At 74.3% G+C, this 16,685-nt stretch carries 17 protein-coding genes; 5 read left to right on the forward strand and 12 right to left on the reverse strand.

The window, feature by feature from the left end:
• Positions 1–15: 15 nt before the first annotated feature.
• The 3 genes from MTO91_RS17540 to MTO91_RS17550 all read right to left on the reverse strand — a co-directional run bounded on the left by MTO91_RS17540 (position 16) and on the right by MTO91_RS17550 (position 2,541).
• A complete protein-coding gene (locus MTO91_RS17540) occupies positions 16–681 on the reverse strand; it encodes an HAD family hydrolase (protein ID WP_476651937.1) in 666 nt (221 codons plus the stop codon).
• A 221-nt stretch (positions 682–902) separates the two neighbouring features.
• On the reverse strand, positions 903–1,835 hold the full coding sequence (locus MTO91_RS17545; protein WP_476651938.1) for a TauD/TfdA dioxygenase family protein: 933 nt from the start codon (positions 1,833–1,835) through the stop codon (positions 903–905).
• Positions 1,836–1,902: 67 nt separating this feature from the next.
• A complete protein-coding gene (locus MTO91_RS17550) occupies positions 1,903–2,541 on the reverse strand; it encodes a hypothetical protein (protein ID WP_476651939.1) in 639 nt (212 codons plus the stop codon).
• A 93-nt stretch (positions 2,542–2,634) separates the two neighbouring features.
• On the opposite strand from MTO91_RS17550, the gene MTO91_RS17555 reads away from it, so the two are divergent.
• The 3 genes from MTO91_RS17555 (at position 2,635) to MTO91_RS17565 (ending at position 6,193) form a co-directional block, all read left to right on the forward strand.
• Positions 2,635–3,801 (forward strand): hypothetical protein, encoded by a 1,167-nt coding sequence (locus MTO91_RS17555; RefSeq protein WP_405416429.1) that lies wholly within the window; start codon positions 2,635–2,637, stop codon positions 3,799–3,801.
• A 152-nt stretch (positions 3,802–3,953) separates the two neighbouring features.
• Complete coding sequence (locus MTO91_RS17560; protein ID WP_073574227.1) at positions 3,954–5,936, forward strand: M13 family metallopeptidase; 1,983 nt, start codon at positions 3,954–3,956, stop codon at positions 5,934–5,936.
• A gap of 50 nt (positions 5,937–5,986) precedes the next feature.
• Complete coding sequence (locus MTO91_RS17565; protein WP_476651941.1) at positions 5,987–6,193, forward strand: hypervirulence associated TUDOR domain-containing protein; 207 nt, start codon at positions 5,987–5,989, stop codon at positions 6,191–6,193.
• On the opposite strand, the gene MTO91_RS17570 is transcribed toward MTO91_RS17565, so the two are convergent.
• Together MTO91_RS17570 and MTO91_RS17575 are read right to left on the reverse strand one after the other, a co-directional pair.
• Positions 6,173–7,552: an amino acid permease gene (locus tag MTO91_RS17570; RefSeq protein ID WP_476651943.1), complete on the reverse strand. Its 1,380-nt coding sequence runs from the start codon at positions 7,550–7,552 to the stop codon at positions 6,173–6,175. The genes MTO91_RS17565 and MTO91_RS17570 overlap by 21 nt on opposite strands.
• 129 nt (positions 7,553–7,681) lie before the next feature.
• Positions 7,682–8,212 carry an N-acetyltransferase family protein gene (locus MTO91_RS17575; protein WP_476651945.1) on the reverse strand — a complete coding sequence of 177 codons (531 nt, stop codon included), beginning with the start codon at positions 8,210–8,212 and terminating at the stop codon, positions 7,682–7,684.
• Between the two features lie 53 nt (positions 8,213–8,265).
• Between MTO91_RS17575 and MTO91_RS17580 the strand changes: the two genes are divergently transcribed.
• Positions 8,266–9,564, forward strand: a complete 1,299-nt coding sequence (locus tag MTO91_RS17580) for an MFS transporter (RefSeq protein ID WP_379673366.1) — start codon at positions 8,266–8,268, stop codon at positions 9,562–9,564.
• A gap of 63 nt (positions 9,565–9,627) precedes the next feature.
• Here the strand turns inward: MTO91_RS17580 and MTO91_RS17585 are convergent, their stop codons facing one another.
• From MTO91_RS17585 to MTO91_RS17615, 7 genes are all read right to left on the reverse strand, one after another.
• On the reverse strand, positions 9,628–10,647 hold the full coding sequence (locus MTO91_RS17585; protein WP_476651946.1) for a hypothetical protein: 1,020 nt from the start codon (positions 10,645–10,647) through the stop codon (positions 9,628–9,630).
• 79 nt (positions 10,648–10,726) lie between these two features.
• The gene (locus MTO91_RS17590) at positions 10,727–11,956 is read right to left on the reverse strand and encodes a DUF418 domain-containing protein (RefSeq protein ID WP_476651948.1); all 1,230 of its coding nucleotides are present in this window, start codon (positions 11,954–11,956) and stop codon (positions 10,727–10,729) included.
• 75 nt (positions 11,957–12,031) lie between these two features.
• Positions 12,032–12,460 (reverse strand): pyridoxamine 5'-phosphate oxidase family protein, encoded by a 429-nt coding sequence (locus MTO91_RS17595; protein WP_476651949.1) that lies wholly within the window; start codon positions 12,458–12,460, stop codon positions 12,032–12,034.
• A 17-nt stretch (positions 12,461–12,477) separates the two neighbouring features.
• Positions 12,478–12,879: a transglycosylase family protein gene (locus tag MTO91_RS17600; protein ID WP_100878118.1), complete on the reverse strand. Its 402-nt coding sequence runs from the start codon at positions 12,877–12,879 to the stop codon at positions 12,478–12,480.
• A gap of 199 nt (positions 12,880–13,078) precedes the next feature.
• On the reverse strand, positions 13,079–14,299 hold the full coding sequence (locus tag MTO91_RS17605) for an MFS transporter (protein ID WP_253067827.1): 1,221 nt from the start codon (positions 14,297–14,299) through the stop codon (positions 13,079–13,081).
• A 182-nt stretch (positions 14,300–14,481) separates the two neighbouring features.
• Positions 14,482–15,357, reverse strand: coding sequence for an alpha/beta hydrolase (locus tag MTO91_RS17610; protein WP_476654909.1), 876 nt, complete (start codon positions 15,355–15,357; stop codon positions 14,482–14,484).
• A 91-nt stretch (positions 15,358–15,448) separates the two neighbouring features.
• Positions 15,449–16,060, reverse strand: coding sequence for a DUF1275 family protein (locus MTO91_RS17615; RefSeq protein WP_476651951.1), 612 nt, complete (start codon positions 16,058–16,060; stop codon positions 15,449–15,451).
• A 45-nt stretch (positions 16,061–16,105) separates the two neighbouring features.
• On the opposite strand from MTO91_RS17615, the gene MTO91_RS17620 reads away from it, so the two are divergent.
• On the forward strand, positions 16,106–16,600 hold the full coding sequence (locus tag MTO91_RS17620; RefSeq protein WP_161152389.1) for a hypothetical protein: 495 nt from the start codon (positions 16,106–16,108) through the stop codon (positions 16,598–16,600).
• Positions 16,601–16,685: the final 85 nt, after the last annotated feature.

Raw genomic sequence — 16,685 nt, forward strand, 5'->3', positions numbered from 1 at the left:
GGGTGCGGCCGGGCGTCAGCGGGTGACGTCGGCGAGCAGCGCACCGTCGTCGAGCGACTCGACGCGTTCGGTGGCCTGGGAGAAGTCGTGACCCGCGGTGTTGGCGTTCGGGAAGGCGACGACGCGCACACCCGCACCGGTCGCCGAGGCGACGCCACCGACGTTGTCCTCGATGGCGACCACGCTGTCGGCGGTCTCGCCGAGCGCGGCGATCGCGTGCGTGTACGCCGCCGGGTCGGGCTTGGGTGCGGACACGATCGCGCGGTCGACGAGCAGCGCGAAGTCCGCGCGCGTCACGTCCGGTCCGAGCGCGTCGAGGACCGCGTCGACATTGTCGCGGGAGGTCGTCGTGACCAGCCCGACGGTGACCCCGCGGCCGTGCGCGGCCTTGATGGTCTCGCGGACACCGGGGCGCGGGGTCGCGCCGGACTCCCGCAGCTTCGTCCGGAAGACCTCGGACTTGGTGGCGTGCACGGCGTCGGCGTCGACGGTCTCACCGGTGGACGCGGCGTGCTCGGCGATGCGCTGGGCGCCGCCGTTGGACTCCAGCATGGCGATGTAGTCGTCGCGGTCCCAGTGCCAGTCGAGGCCGTGCCGGGAGAAGGCCTCGTTGAACGCCTCGCGCTGCAGCTCGGAGGTGTCGACGAGGGTGGAGATGGAGCCGAACAGGATCGCGGGCACGGGGGTGCTCCTTCGCGGTCGGAGCATGCCGACGCACGCCCCGCCGCGGGTGGCGGCGGCGGGGCGGGATGCGCGTACGGACGCTCGTGGGAGGCGCCGATCCTGCTGCGTGTGGACACGCCGGACCGACCGGTTCGCGGTGGCGGCCGCTCTGGTGGACCGCCTCCTCCCAGTATCGAGGGGCCCCCGTGTTCGGCAACTCGAACTCGGCCGGCCGAGCCTCAGAAGGGTCGGTCACCCGCGATCGCGACACGCTCGGCGACCCGGGTGTGCGGGTGGTAGTCGCCGACGGCGTAGTGCTGGGTCGCCCGGTTGTCCCAGAACGCGAGCGTCCCCTCCGACCAGCGGTAGCGGACCTGGAACTCGGGCACGTGGGCCTGGGCGAACAGGTGCCGCAGCAGCGCGTCGGACTCCTCGCGCGGCAGACCGACGATCGCGGTGGTGAACGAGGCGTTCACGAACAGCGTGCGCCGCCCGGTCTCCGGGTGGGTCCGGACGACGGGGTGGGTCACCGGCGGGAACAGCTCGTGGCCGCGGGCCAGCCGCTCCGGGTCCACGAACCGGGCGAAGCCGGGCACCATGTCGTGCACCGCGACGGCGTCGTCGATGCGTGCCTTCACCTCGTCGGTGAGGTTGTCGTAGGCGACGGCCATGTCGGCCCACATCGTGTCCCCGCCGAACGGCGGCGTCTGCACCATCCGCAGCATGGCGCCCATCGCCGGAGCGGTGCGGAACGTGGTGTCGGCGTGCCAGATGTTCTCGTAGGTGCGCTTCCCGGTGCCGAAACGGACGACGTCGGCGGAGTCACCGGTGTCGAGCATCGGGTTGGTCTCCAGGTCGCCCCAGAGCAGTGCGAGCTCACGCTGCCGCTCGCTGGTCAGGTGCTGGCCGGGGAAGAACAGGACCTTCCACTCCAGCAGTGCCCGGTGCAGCTCGGCCCGCAGCTGCTCGTCGACCTGCTCCCGCAGGTCGATCCCGGTGATCTCGGCGCCCAGGGTGCGTCCGAGCGGGGTGACGGTGAACGCCTCGTACCGCGCGCTGCTCCGGTCCGGCCCGTCGCCCGGCAGACGGGCGAGCAGGCGCTCGCCCTCCAGCAGGTCGATGGCGGGAGTGGTGCGGGGCCGGGTGACCGGCGCGTCGAAGTTGATCGTCACACCGCGATGGTGCGCGCCGGCTCCGGTGGCCGACAATGCGGGGTCCACCCGGCGGAGTCCTGTCCGGTCAACTCCGGCGCGCGCCGCCCCGGACCCACTCCAGCGCGGCGTGCCCGGCGGGCGTGAGCGCGGCCGTCAGCTCGCGGACCGCGGTGTCGGGCAGCGGGAACCGCGCCCCTTCCCGGGTGGACGCCCACACCGACGCGGCCAGGTCCACCGGACCGGCCGCCTGTACCAGCAGCGGCACCACCCGCCGGTACTCCGAACGCACCAGCGCGTCGAGGGCGGTCGCGGCGACCGAGACGTCGAAGTCCAGGTCCCCCGGGTCGGTGGAGTCGGCGAGGTCCAGGCTGCGCCGCTCCGCGATGATCCCGAGCAGGACCGGGTGCAGGCGCGGGTGGTCGCCCAGCACGCGGTCGGGGTCGACGTCCCACTCCCCCGGCACGCCCAGGTCGAGGGCGCGGGCGCAGAACTCGCGGTGGAACATGTTCAGCGCGAGCAGCCGCAGCACCAGCTCGCCACGCTCGTACTCGGTGCCGGCGGCCGCCAGTCCGGCCCGGGTGAGGATCGACCAGGCCCACGCCGCCCACTCCGGCTCGGAGCCGTCGTAGCAGAGGTCGAAGACGCTCGTCGCGACCTCGTGGAGGTCCCCGAGGACGTCGGCGGGGTCCGGGGGTTCGAACAGGTCGTCCCACATGTCGGTCATCGGTGACGGTTCTACACGCGTGCCGCGGGCTCCGGTCCGCGCCACCACCCGGAGGGACGCGTTGCCCCGGGCGGCTGCGGCCGTTGACCGAGTATGAGCAGCGCCGGAGCGTCCGAGCCGACCGCCGTCGTCCTCCCGCTGGGGGACTCGGCCACGACCGACCCGTGGGAGCTCCTGGCCCGCGGGGAAGGCGCGATCCTGCGGTCCGAGCCCAGCCCGGGGACGGGCACGGACTGGCGCAAGCCCCTGCGCGCGACGAGCGCGCTGGCCGACGGCGTGGCGAAGGCGGTCGCCGGCACGGGACAGGCCGTCACCGCCACCGGTCAGCGCTTCATCCTGCAGATGCCCAGCGGCAGCACCGACTCGCTGATGAAGGCCGTCAGCGGCGGCTATCGCGGGATGACCACGAACGGTGCCGGGCGCATCACCGGTCAGGTGCGGCTCCTGCCGATGAGTCCCGGAGCGCTGGCGAAGTCGATGAGCCCGGTCGGCGTCGGGCTGCTCGCACTCACCGTCGCTGCGGAGATGCTGGGCGGCGACGAGCAGACCCGCACCCTCGGCGAGATCAAGAAGGGCGTCGACCGGCTGGCCGTGCGGCTGGAGCTCGACGACGAGGCCGAGCTCAGGACGGCCGAGCAGACGATCGAGACCGCGCACGCCGCGCTGCTCGACGGTGCGTCCATTCCCGAGAGCGTCGGGCTCGGCGCCGCGATGCGGGACCTCCAGGTCATCCGCAACCGCTCCGTGGCGCTCCTCGACGGGTGGGAGCAGGTCGCCAGGGAGTGCGCGGCAACGACGTCCGGCTCGGAGCTGCGGGAGAAGCTGGGCAACGTCGGCTCACTCGGCTGGGATTCGTTCGGGCTGGCCGTCCACACCGCCTACCGGGCGATCGCTCTGGACAGCCGCCGGACCGTCCTCACCGCGACCGAGGCCCAGCTGCGTAACCCCGGCGCGCCGCTCGCGGCATTCCGAGCCACTGTCGACGCCGATCTGGCGGCACGCGCCGACGAGGTCCGCCGGATGCGGATGCTGTTCACCCGCCTGGCCTCGACTCCTCTGACGGCGAGCACCTTCTCCGGCCGGTTCCTGCCCGCGTTCGCCAGCGACGAGGCCGCCGAGAACGGTCGGAGTCAGGCTCTGTTCGCCCATCTGTCCGCGGCGTTGGCACCACAGGTCGCTCTACCAACTTCCGTGGAGGCCGACACCATCACGATGGACTCGCGCCCCGACGGGACCATGCGTCTGATCCGTCCTGTCTGACGCGGCCCGAGGAATCGGCCGGAATCACGATTGCCGGATCGCCCTCCGGGTACCACCGGCGCAGCACTCCCACTTCCGCAGCGGACCGGGCGGCGCGGGCGTGTCGTCGTCGGCTGCTCGAAACCGTCGGACCCGACAGGCAGGATGGCCCCATGACGACCACCGAGTCCGCCCCGACCTCGCGACCGTCCGGTCTCGACCTCAACTGGGTCGACCCGGACGTCCGCCCCCAGGACGACCTGTTCGCCCACGTGAACGGCCGGTGGCTGGCGACCCACGAGATCCCCGATGACCGTTCGCAGGACGGCGCGTTCCGCGTCCTGCGCGACCGGGCCGAGGACCAGGTCCACGAGATCGTCGAGGAGTGCGCGTCCTCGGCGGAGCCCGGCACCGAGGCCCGCAAGGTCGGCGACCTGTACCGCTCCTTCATGGACGTCGAGCGGGCCGAGGAGCTCGGGACCGCGCCACTGCGCCCGCTGCTCGACGAGATCTACGCCGCGACCGACCGGGCGGCGCTGGCCGGCGTGCTCGGCCGGCGCCAGCGCGAGGGCCGTGCCGCGCTGTTCGGCGAGTTCATCGCGACCGACCTCAAGGACTCGTCCCGCTACCTGGTGAACCTCAACCAGGCCGGGCTGGGACTGCCCGACGAGTCGTACTACGGCGACGAGGGCGACCCGGAGATCCGCACGAAGTACGTCGAACACCTCCAGCGTCTCGCCGAGCTGGTCGGGCTGGCCGAGCCGGAGCGCGTCGCCGAGCAGGTCATGGACCTGGAGACCGCGCTCGCCGACGCGTCGTGGGACCGGGTCCTCAACCGGGACGCCGAGAAGACCTACACCCTGATGACCCGCGACGAGCTCCGCGCCGCCGCCCCGGGCTTCGACTGGGCCGAGTGGGAGTCCGCGCTGGGGGTGCCCGCGCACGCCTACGACGAGGTCATCGTCCGCCAGCCGAGCTTCGTCACCGCGGCTGGTGAGCTGTGGGCCGGGCGCCCGCTGGAGCAGTGGCAGGCGTGGCTGGCGCTGACCGTCGCCGGGTCGTGCGCGGAGTTCCTGTCCGCTGACCTGGTCGAGGCCGACTTCGACTTCTTCGGCCGCACCCTGTCCGGCACCCCGGAGCTGCGCGAGCGGTGGAAGCGCGGGGTGTCACTGGTGGAGGGCGCGCTCGGCGAGGCCGTCGCGAAGATCTACGTCGAGCGGCACTTCCCGCCGCACGCCAAGGAGCGCATCACCGAGCTGGTCGACAACATCGTCGAGGCCTACCGCCGGTCGATCTCCACCCTGGACTGGATGAGCCCGGCAACCCGGGAGCGGGCGCAGGACAAGCTCGGCAAGTTCACCCCGAAGGTCGGCTACCCGGAGAAGTGGAAGGACTACTCCGACCTGCAGATCGACCCGGCCGACCTGCTCGGAAACGCGGGCCGGGCCGCGGAGTGGCGCCACGACTTCGAGTACGCCAAGCTCGGCGGCCCCGTCGACCACGACGAGTGGCTGATGACCCCGCAGACGGTCAACGCCTACTACCACCCGCGGCTCAACGAGATCGTGTTCCCGGCCGCGATCCTGCAGCCGCCGTTCTTCGACCCCGACGCCGACGACGCCGCCAACTACGGCGGCATCGGCGCAGTCATCGGCCACGAGATCGGCCACGGCTTCGACGACCAGGGTTCCCGCTACGACGGCGACGGCAACCTCACCGACTGGTGGGAGGCCGCCGACCGGACCGAGTTCGAGTCCCGCGCGAAGATGCTGATCGACCAGTACGACGGCCTGTCCCCGGCCGGCCTGCCCGACCACAAGGTCAACGGCTCACTGACGGTCGGCGAGAACATCGGCGACCTGGGTGGTCTGACGATCTCGCTGAAGGCCTACGGGATCGCGCACGAGGGCTCCGAGCCGCCGGTGATCGACGGCCTGACCGGCGAGCAGCGGGTGCTGTTCGGCTGGGCGCAGGTGTGGCGGGCGGTGACCCGCGACGCCGAGGCGATCCGGCGGCTCACCACCGACCCGCACTCGCCGCCGGACCTGCGGTGCAACGCGGTCGTCACGAACCTCGACACGTTCCACGAGGCGTTCGGGGTGACCGAGGACGACGGGCTCTACACCGACCCGGACCGGCGCGTCCGGATTTGGTGAGGCGTTCCCCCGCGCCGGGTTGACCGGCCAGCGCGGGGGTATCCGGTCCCATGACGCAGAAGTTCGCCAAGGGCACGTGGGTCGCGTGGAACTGGGGCAACGGCACCCCGACCGGCAAGGTCGTGGACCACTCCACCGACCGCATCGAGAAGACCATCGACGGGTCGAAGCAGTCCCGCAACGGGACCGAGGACAACCCGCCTACGTGCTCGAGCAGGAGGACGGCCAGACCGTCCTCAAGCTCCACTCGGAACTGAAGAAGGCGTGACCCGCCGGCGGCGGCGCCGCACCACCAGGTAGACCACGACGAGCAGGGCCAGGAAGGGCACGCCCGCCTGTGCCGCCGTCGCGAACTGGGTGGTGAACGGCGTCGTCGCCAGCACCGCGGCGACGAACAGCATCGCCGCGACGGTCGTGTACGGGGCGACCCACAGCCGTACCGGGGACTCCTGCCCCGCGCCGGACCGGCGGAACGCCAGGTGCGCGGCGAAGATCAGCAGCCAGGTCACCAGCGCCCCGAACAGGGCCAGCCCGACGAGCAGCGGGAAGGCGGTGGCCTCGGCGAACACCGAGACCAGCGAGGCGAGCGCCAGGCCGACGGCGGACAGCGCGAGCGCCCGCTGCGGGGCGCCGTGCCGGTTGACCCGGGCGAGCGAACGGGGCGCGTAGCCGTCGCGGGCCAGCGAGTAGGTCATGCGCGCGGTCACGTAGAGGTTCGTGTTCATCGCCGACAGCGCCGCGGTCAGCACCACGGCGTTCATCACCGCGGCCGCCGCGGGCACCCCGGCCAGGGCGAACAGGCGGACGAACGGCGACTCGGTGACGTCGTCGCCGGTCGTCACGGTGTTCCACGGCAGCAGGGTCACCACCACCAGCATCGCCCCGACGTAGAAGACCGCGAGGCGCACCACGGTGCGCCGGGCCGCGCGCGGGATGTCGCGGACCGGGTCCGAGGACTCGGCCGCGGTGACGGCGACGGCCTCGGTGCCGAGGAACGAGAACGTCACCACGGTCAGGGCGAGCCAGATCGCGCCGAGGCCGTTCGGGGCGAACCCGCCGTGCGCGGTGAGCGCGCCGAGGCCCACGGGCTGCTGCCCGGGCAGACCGAACACGATCGCGACGAGGCCGACGACGATGAACGCCACGATCGTCACGACCTTGATCATCGCGAACCAGTACTCGGTCTCGCCGAAGAAGCGGACCGCGCCCGCGTTGACCGCGAGCATCACCACCGAGAACCCGACGACCGGGATCCACAGCGGCAGGTCGGGATACCAGAACGTCAGGTAGAGCCCGGCCGCGACGACCTCGCTGCCGATGTTCACGACCTGCGCCGCCCAGTACATCCAGCGCTGCACGAACCCGGCACCGTGCCCGAGGTAGCGCTGGGTGATGGGCCCGAATCCCCCGGCCTCGGGGTGGCGCACCACCATCTCGGCCAACGCGTAGGCCAGGACCAGCGCGACGACGGCGGCGACGACGTAGGCGACGATCACCGCCGGCCCGGCGATGGAGATGGCGAGCCCGGAGCCGAGGAACAGCCCGGTGCCGATCGCGCCGCCCACGGCGATCATGCCGATCTGGCGTCCGTCGAGTTCACGGCGCAGGCCGTCCATGGTGCTCCCCGTGCGGTACCGCTCCCCCGGCCCGGGTCACGGGCGGGGCGCGCCGGCGCCGATCCCGGCCGGTGGGCCGGAACGGTGCGGGGCGCAACGGGCGGTGATCCTCGCACGCGCCCGGCGGTGTCAGTCCCGGGGGCCGTCCGGCGGCGCCTCGACCAGCGCCCGCCGGAACCAGGTCACGTCGCGCCACGCCCCGTGCTTCCAGCCGACACCGCGGAACGTCCCGACCTCGCTGAACCCCAGGACGCGGTGCAGCGCGGCGCTCGCCTCGTTCGGCACGGTCATCCCGGCCACGGCGACGACCATGCCGCGCGCGACGAGTTCGGCGAACAGCGCCTCGTACAGCGCCCGGCCCAGCCCCCGCCCCTGCGCCGACGGGGCCAGGTAGACCGAGACCTCGCAGGTCCACGCGTAGGCCTCGCGGGACTTCCACGGCCCGCCGTAGGCGTAGCCGAGCACCTCACCGCCGGGGCCGACGGCGACCAGCCAGGCGTGGCGTTCGCGGGCGGCGGCGATCCGCTCGGCCATCTCCACCGGGCCCGGCGGCTCGGCCTCGAAGCTGATCGCGGTGTCCCGGACGTAGGGGGCGTAGACGGCGGCGCAGGCGTCGGCGTCCTCGGCGGTCGCCGGGCGGATGACGGGTCGGTTCGGCACGGTTCACAGCGAATCACGGTGCACCGGTCGCCCGGGCGGGTGAGGATCGTCGCGTGCTCCTGTCGATCGTGCTCGGACTCCTCTTCGGCCTCGCCGGCACCTCGACGTCGGGGGTGACGGTCGCGTTGCCGTTGCTCGCCGACGGGCTCGGCGTCGACACCGCGGTCGCGACCTGGATGGTGAGCGGGTACGCGGTCGCGCTGGCCGTCGCGACGCCGGTGCACGGACGGCTCGCCGACGCCGTCGGCATCCGGGTGCCGCTGTGTGTCGGGGTGGGCCTGCTCGGGCTGGGAGCGCTCGCCGCGGCGGCCGCGCCGAGCTTCGGCCTGCTGATGGCCGCCCGGATCGTGCAGGGGCTGGGCGCGGCCTCGGTCCCGGTGCTCGCCTCGGCGCTGCTGTCCGCCAGGACCCCGCCGGAACGACGCGGCGGCGTGCTCGGGCGGCTGGCCGGGATCTCGGCCGCGCTGTCCGCGCTCGGCCCGCTGATCGGCGGGGCGCTGACGACGGTGGGCGGCTGGCGGGCCGCGGTCGCGCTGCCGGTGCTGGCGCTGCTCGCGGTCCCCTACCTGTGGCGGCACTCGGTGGTCCGCGGCGACGGCGCCCGGGTGGACCTGGTGGGTGCGGCGATCGTCGCGACGGCGGTGTCCGGACTGGTGCTGCTGGTGCAGTCGCCCAGCGCGGGTGCGGTCGCGGCCGTCGCCGGTGGGGTGCTGCTCGCGGTCGGCGTCCCGGTGACGGCGCTGTGGGTGCGGGCCCGGCCCGACGGGTTCCTGCCGCGCGGGGTGGTCGGCAACGCGACGGTGGTGCGCAGCTCGCTGTGCGCCTCGGCGGTGCCGGCCAGCTGGTTCGCCCTGCTGCTGGGCATCCCGCTGGAGCTCGCCGAGCGCGGCTGGAGCCCACTGGCCACCGGGCTGGTGCTGGTGCCGTCGGCGGTGGTGGCGTTGGCGTGCCCGGCGGCGTCGGCGTTCCTGCAGGCCCGGATCGGGCCGCGGCAGACCCTGACGTGCGCCTGCGCGACGACCGTCGTCGGGCTGGTCGTGGCCGTGGCCGGGGTGGCGAGCCACCTGCCGTGGGTGCTGGCGCTCGCGCCGATGCTGGTGACGCTGGCGTTCGGCACCGGGCAGCCCGCGATGATCGCCGCCGTCGGCACGGCGGTGCCGCAGGACCGGCGCAGCGGCGCGATCGGGGTGGCGACGCTGTGCTTCCTCACCGGCGCCGGGATCGGGGCGGCGGTGATCGGCGGGTTCGCCGCCGTCGTCGGGCTGAGCGCGGCACTCGCGCTGCTGCTGGTGCTGCCCGTCGCCGGGACCGCGGTACAGATGCTCGCGGGGCGCCGGCCCGGAACGGCGTGATCCTCCAGCCGCGCCCCGGTGACGGCCGGTGGTCGCCGGGCCGGTCGTCGCCGGCCGAGCCGCTCAGCGGCCCGCCCGGACCGAGCGCCGCACCTCGTCGGTGTAGCGCAGGCGCAGCGCCGCGGTCCGGGCGGTCCCGACCAGCCGCGGGTCGGTGCCGGGGGTCTCCCGGGCCACGACGTCGTCGAGCCACACCCGGAAACAGCCGTGCAGCCCGCGGACCAGGCCGTCGAGCAGGCACGACGCCGGGTCGAGCGGGTCCAGCACGGTCGAGACCGCCCGGTGGCCCTCCTCGGGATGCGGTGGCTGCTCCGGGCACACGATGAACCAGCCCTGGCGGGCCAGGACGGCCTCCTGGAGCAGGTCGAGGACCACCTCCTCCTCACCGACCCCGGCCAGGGTGCACAGCACGTGCCGGGCCACCGGGAGGTCCTCGTGCCCGATCGCCTCGGCGAGCGCGACGACGTCGGGCACCGTGTGCCCGACCCGCTCCGCGACGAGCACGGCCGAGGCCCGCAGCCAGCGCAGGGTCGCGACGGCGGCCGCGTTCGGCTCGACCGACGTCACGATCGCGGGCGGGCCGAGCGGGTCGTCGTGCAGCAGCGCGTGGGCGACGAGGAGCTGCTCGGCCGGGGCGTCGCTCCGGGGGTGGACGACGGCCTGGGCGGAGCGTCCGGTGAGGACGCCGTCGTCGGCGTCGAGGACGGCGTCGGTCTCGGCGCGGACGTCGGCGACGACGGCGTCGCGGAACGCCCGTCCCGGTGCCCGCGCCACGATCCGGCCCAGCAGGTGCGCGGTCTCGGCACAGCCGTCCTCCATGACGCGCAGCAGGTCCCCGACCGGCTGGTTCGGGTGCCGCACGGCCGCGGCGAGCGCCGCCGGGTCGAGCTCGTGGGCGGCCTGGTCGGCGTAGGCGGCCCACAGGTGCGTCGACAGGGCGCTCAGCGCCTTTGCGGTGCGGCGGGCCAGGGAGTGGTCGAGGGCCTTCGGGACGCGGGCGGCCCGGCAGGCGACGGCGCCGTCGCCGGTGGGCCAGCAGGCGACGATCGTCGAGGCGACCGGGTCGTGGGCGTAGGTGGTCATGCGGCTTGGACGAGGCCCGGGCCGCGGCGGTTCCGCCGGGTCCGCGGTCGGGTACCGATGGCCGCGCCCGACCGCCGGGTCACCGCCCCGGCCGGTACACCAGCCGCCGCAGCAGTTGCTCGGCCGGGCCCGTACGACCGGCCCGTTCGAGTGCGACGGCGACAGCGACAGTCACCGTCCACACCCCGACCGCGTAGACGGCCATCCCGGCGCTACCCAGCAGCCCACCCACCCCGAGCCCCCAGGCCGCGAGGACCGGCGCGCACAGCACGGACTGTCCCAGATAGCCGGTCATCGACCGCCTGCCGAGCGCGGTCACCGCCGACGCGACCCGCCCCGGTGGCCGCCCCTCGAGCCGGGCGGCGAGCAGACCGAACACCGCGACGTAACCGATCCCGCACACCAACCCGGTGACCATCTGTACGGCGGTGAACGCCCAGACGACCGTGCCGAGCTCCGGCAGCACGCCGACGTGGGCGAGCGCGTGCGGCAGCCCGCCGAGCCAGCCGACCGCGATCCCCAGGACGGCCGCCGGCCACAGCAGCCGCCGGTGCTCGGCCGGCCGTTCCAGCACCCTGCGCCGGGCGGCCCAGACCCCGAGGAGCATCGCAACCGGTACCGCGATCCCGAACAGTCCTTGGCCGAGCACGATGAACGGCCACAGCAGCATCCGGTCCAGCGCCGCCGTGAGCGGGTCGGTGGCCGAGGCGCTCGCGGTCACGAAGGCGGGGAGCCCTCCGCCCTGCACCGGCACTCCCTCGACGACGACCGCCCAGGCACCGTAGAGCGAGAACGCGGCGAACGCCGTGAGGACGACGGTGCCCAGCGCCGACCACACCAGCAGGGTCCGGTCGGAACGTCGCAGGAACAGCCAGGTCAGCACCAGCCCGCACAGGCCGTACGCGCCCAGGACGTCGCCACCCCACAGCAGCAGGGCGTGCACGAGACCGAACGCGATCAACCACAGGTTGCGGCGGCGGAGCACCGCGAAGGCCCGGGCGTCCGGCACCCCGGCCTCGGCCTGCCGCCGACGGATCACCGCGAGGCCGTACCCGAACAGGAATGCGAACATCGGGTACACCCGCATGTCCACGCCGATGATCAGCGCGGCCTGCACGACCCGGTCGACGGGCGAACCCTCGACCGGGTGGAAACCGGCCTCGGAGTGGGCCCGTCCGTACAGGTAGAACGGTGTGTTCGCGAGCGCGATGAGCAACAGCATCGCCCCGCGGGCGAGGTCCGGCGCCGGTGCGCGTTCCGCCGTCCCGAGCGGGCCGACCGGCTGCGGGCCGGGTTGCCCGGCCGTCACGACATCCTCACGCGGACCATCGCACCGCGTGACGTACCGGACAGGCAAGTGGAAATCAGGCAGTGGGTCGTCCGGTCAGTGGTTCCCGACCACCCGCTCCGGCACGACGAGCACCGCGGCCCGCCGCTGCTCGGCCATCACCCGGTCGTACTCGGCCCAGTCGTCGTGGGTCCCGCCGCACGCGACGAACACGTCCCGGAGGAGCTGCGGTACGTCGACGCCGTCCCGCGGGTCGTCCGGCCCGATGATCTCCGAGCTGCCCTCGACGGCCACCCAGCGCCACCCGGCCCGCCAGTGCAGCGACGTCGCGGGTCGCGCACGCAACGCCGTCAGCTTGACGGGGCCATAGGTGACGTAGGCGGCCACCGGGGCGCCGGTGACGGGGTGGTCGAGCACACCGGCGTTGACCAGCGAGGTGTGCGGGCGGCCGTCGGCGCGTACGACCGCCACGGTGCACAGCCCGGAGTCCTCGGCGACGATCCGCCGTACCGCGTCCAGATCCATGCGGCCAGTGTGGCGGGTCAGCGCCAGCCGAGCTTCTTGGTGCAGGCCGGCCAGGCCTTCCAGCCCTGCTCGTCCTGCACCTTCTTCGCGATCTCGATCTGCTGGGCCTTGGTGGCCTGCTCCGCGCTCGGCGCGTACTGGCGGCCGCCGAACTCCTTCCAGGTCGACGGCGTGAACTGCAGGCCGCCCTTGAAGCCGTTGCCGGTGTCGGCGTCCCAGTTGCCGGTGCTCTCGCAGTGCGCGAGCTTCTCCCAGGTGGCCGAGCGCTCGACGGACGGGGCCGACGGGGCCGACGAGGTCGACTCGGCCGCCGAGGCGGTCCCGGCGACGCCCAGCGGGGCGGCCGCCATCGCGGCGAACGCGCTGATCCGGGCGACCTGGCGGCCGGTCTCGGTGGGTTTGCGGTGTCGTCCAGCCATGGTCGTTCCTCTACCTCGGGGAGCAGGTACCGCCCGGGCCAGAGTGCGGGGAGGACCCGGAGCGGCCGACACCGTAACCACGCCGAGACCATCGGTCACAACCCGTGACACCCGCCCACCGCGGAGTACGCGACGAGTGGTCGCCTGCCCGCGTTCACCGACGGATGGGGTAACGCATACCGCTCGCGCCGTCCGCCGATCAGGCTCCGCAGGTCGGCGCGGGGACCGGTTCTCCGGTCGCGGGAACCGGCACACGGCGGCCCAGCACGGCCGCGACGACGGCCAGCAGCGCGACGACGCCGCCGTACACCAGCGCCGTGGGGCGCAGCTCCCCCAGCGTCGCGGCGACGCCCGCGACCATCGCCGGCACCGAGAACGCCAGGTAGGCCAGTGTGTAGAGGGCGGCGAACAGCTCGCCGCGCTCGTGCGGGGCCGCGAGCGTGGACATCGTCCCGAACGTGGCGTAGGCGGCCGCACCGAATCCGAGCCCGGCGACGACCGCACCGACGGCGGCGAGCGCGAGCAGCCCGGTCGACACCCCGGCCAGGGTGACGACGGTGCCGGCGGCCAGCAGCCCGGCCGCCGGGACGAGCAGCGTCGACGGCACCCGCCCGCGCAGCGCGAACGCCGTCACCGCGCCGGTCCCGACGAGCGCGACGACGGTGAGCCCGCCGACCAGGTGGTCGTGCACCCCGAACACCTGCGCGACGACCGAGCCCCCGAGCGACAGGTAGAGCCCGCCGAGCGCCCAGCTGGCCAGCAGGATCGGCACGATCGCGACGAAGCCGGCCCGCACCCGTGGCGGCACCCCGACCCGCGGCCGCAGCGATCCGAGCGCCCCGGGCCGACGGTCGATCGTCTCCGGGATCAGCGCGACCAGCACGGCCGCCAGGACCAGGCCGGCGACCAGCAGCGCCCAGACCAGGCGGGTCGGGGCGGGCGCGTACTCGACGAGCAGGCCGCAGCCGAGCGCACCGAGCGCCAGCCCGGCGAGCGGAGCGGTCCCGTTGATCGCACCCGCCCGGTCCGGCCGGTCACCGCGGGCGGCGAGGTCGACCAGCGTCGCGGGCAGCGTCGCCGTCGCCGCACCGGTCGCGACGCCCTGGACGACGCGCGCGACGAGCAGCCAGCCGACGCCGTCGGCCAGCAGGAACAGCACCAGGGACACGACCTCCAGCGCGATCGCACCGAGCAGCACCGGTTTGCGTCCGATGTGGTCGGACAGCGACCCGGCCACGAGCAGGGCGGCGATCAGCGCGAGGACGTAGACCGCGAACACCGTGGTCAGCGTGAACTCGGTGAACGCGAACCGCTCCTGGTAGACGACGTAGAGCGGGGACGGCGCGGACGACGCGGCGAGGAACCAGACGAACGTCGCTGCGACGACGGCGAACGCCACCGGCGGGGACAGGCGGGGCACGGTGCTCCTCGGGTCGGACGGCCTACTGAGCATCGGCAACGACCGGCCCGGGGCCCGCATTCCCACGCCGCTGCGTGGCCGGCCACCCCCACCCCGCCCGGGCTGCTCCCAGGGTCACCCTCGTAGCCCTCTAAGCCACGAAAGTGCCCCTGGGGGCAACCCCGGGGTGAGGGCGCACCGGGTCAGGCCAGGGCGGCGCGCAGGGCTGCTCCCGCCTCGTCGAGCAGGGCGCGGCTGTCGTCGATCGCGGCACCGAACTGCAGGAACCCGTGGATCATGCCCGGCGACTCGCGCAGCTCCGTCTTCACGCCCGCGGCGTTCAGCGCTGCGGCGTAGGCGGCGCCCTGGTCACGGAGCGGGTCGAACTCGGCGGTGACGACCAGCGCGGGCGGCAGCCCGGACAGGTCGGTGGTGCGGGCCGGGGACATGCGCGGGTCCAGGGCGTCCTGCTCGCCGGTGAGGTAGTGGCCCATGAACCACTCGATCCCGGCGACGGTCAGCAGCGGGCCCTGGGCGTTCTCGGTCATCGACGGGCTCTGGTCGGCGGCGTCGACGGCCGGGTAGACCAGCAGCTGGAACCGCAGGGCGGGGCCGTGGTCGCGGGCGTGCTGGGCGACGACGGCCGAGAGGTTCCCGCCCGCGGAGTCGCCACCGACGGCGATGCGGGACGGGTCGCCGTCGAACTCCGCGGCGTGGGCGTGCACCCACTCCAGGGCGGCGACGGCGTCGTCGACGGCGGCCGGGAACCGGTGCTCGGGGGCGAGCCGGTAGTCGACCGCGACGACGACGGCGCCGGACCGGTTGGCCAGCGACCGGCAGACCGGGTCGTGGCTGTCGAGGTCGCCGATCACCCAGCCGCCGCCGTGGTAGAAGACCAGGACCGGGAACGGGCCGGTGCCCTCGGGCCTGTAGATGCGCACCGGTACGTCGCCGGCGCGGTCGTCGCGGACCGCCGCGACCGGCTCGGGCGGACCGGACACCGCGGCCATCTCCCGGATCATCGCGCGGTTCTGCGCGACGGTCATGGTCTCCGGCGGCGCCCCGCCCTGCTCGGCCATGAGGTTCAGGAGGGCTTCCACCTGCGGATGCAGCGGCACGGTCGGTGCTCCTTCGACGTCGTCGTCCTGCGGGGCGGTGGGCCCCACCGGATCATCCTACACCCGCCGGTCCCCCGACGGCACGGACCACGACCGCGGCCGCGGCGAGCAGTGCCGCCAGCGCCGGGACGACGGCCGGCAGGTGCGCCAGGAGCAGCCCGCCGGCGACGGCGCCGAGCACGATCGCCGCGAGCTGGCGCAGCGCCGGCCACCGCCGCCCGTCGCCGGTGGCCAGGTCGGACACGGCGCCGGTCAGCGTGCCGGTCATGTACGTCGTGGACTGTCCGAGCAGCTGCGCGACGCTGCTCTGCCCGCCCATCGCCAGTGCGGCGCCGGCGAGCAGCGGGAGCGTCGCGCCCGGGGCGAGCGGCCAGGCCACCGCGAGCACGACGAGCACCGCCAGCTCGGCGACGAGCGGGACCGACACCGCCGTCGGCCACCGGCGTCGCAGCAGCGACCACAGCGCGACGCCGACGACGAACCCGGCCACCGCGACCGCAGGCGGCAGCAGCCGGGCCGGCTCGGCGACGGCGAGGGCGTACCCGGCCGTCACGAGGTTGCCGGTGACGACACCGGCGAACGCGCCGCCCAGTGCGACCACGGCCCAGACGTCCACCACCCCGGCGCACGCGGCCAGCAATGCGAGGACCACCGCACGGTTCACCGCGTGATCCTCCCGCGGCGGCGGCGCCGGTGGCACGCTGGGCGGGTGCAGCTGCGTGCGACCTCCACCCCGGCGGGCCTGCTCCGTGTGCGCTACGAGGTCACCGCCGACGGCCGGGCCGTCACCGGGTGGAGCGCGCGGGCCTGGCACTCCCACCGGGACCTCGTCATCGACGGACACCCCTACGCGCTGCGGTCGGAGGGGATCGCCCGGTTCGCGCTGGAGGGCGACATCCGGGCGCACATCCAGCGATCGGTCGACCACCCGGACGGGCCGCTCTCCCGCCCGCGGTGGACCGTCGAGCTCGGCGACCTGACCTACCGGCTCACCGGTTCCGGGATCGGGCGCCGCTTCGCCCTGCTCACCACGGCCGACGCGGTCAACGAGGCCGGGCGGGTGTGGCGGACCGGCGGGCTACGGCCGTCCTACGGTGCGGACCTCCCCGACGCCCTGCCCCTGCCGGTCGGGGTGTTCGTGCTCTGGGCGGCGATGGCGATCTGGCGGGCCACGGTCACCGCGGCCGCGACAGCGGTGCGCTGAGCCGGACCCCGGAGACCACGACCCCGGACACACGACGGCCCCGGACGTCGTGGTGGGGACGCCCGGGGCCGGTGGTCGTGCGGGT

Source organism: Pseudonocardia sp. 2-7, from assembly GCF_056341085.1.

What these genes read in the sequence shown, in the direction of transcription:
- MTO91_RS17570 (WP_476651943.1), bottom strand. Translation starts at nt 7,552, where the DNA reads ATGGACGGCCTGCGCCGTGAACTCGACGGACGCCAGATCGGCATGATC.
- MTO91_RS17610 (WP_476654909.1), bottom strand. Translation starts at nt 15,357, where the DNA reads ATGGCCGAGCAGGGCGGGGCGCCGCCGGAGACCATGACCGTCGCGCAG.
- MTO91_RS17555 (WP_405416429.1), top strand. Translation starts at nt 2,635, where the DNA reads ATGAGCAGCGCCGGAGCGTCCGAGCCGACCGCCGTCGTCCTCCCGCTG.
- MTO91_RS17600 (WP_100878118.1), bottom strand. Translation starts at nt 12,879, where the DNA reads ATGGCTGGACGACACCGCAAACCCACCGAGACCGGCCGCCAGGTCGCC.
- MTO91_RS17585 (WP_476651946.1), bottom strand. Translation starts at nt 10,647, where the DNA reads ATGACCACCTACGCCCACGACCCGGTCGCCTCGACGATCGTCGCCTGC.
- MTO91_RS17560 (WP_073574227.1), top strand. Translation starts at nt 3,954, where the DNA reads ATGACGACCACCGAGTCCGCCCCGACCTCGCGACCGTCCGGTCTCGAC.
- MTO91_RS17550 (WP_476651939.1), bottom strand. Translation starts at nt 2,541, where the DNA reads ATGACCGACATGTGGGACGACCTGTTCGAACCCCCGGACCCCGCCGAC.
- MTO91_RS17565 (WP_476651941.1), top strand. Translation starts at nt 5,987, where the DNA reads ATGACGCAGAAGTTCGCCAAGGGCACGTGGGTCGCGTGGAACTGGGGC.
- MTO91_RS17595 (WP_476651949.1), bottom strand. Translation starts at nt 12,460, where the DNA reads ATGGATCTGGACGCGGTACGGCGGATCGTCGCCGAGGACTCCGGGCTG.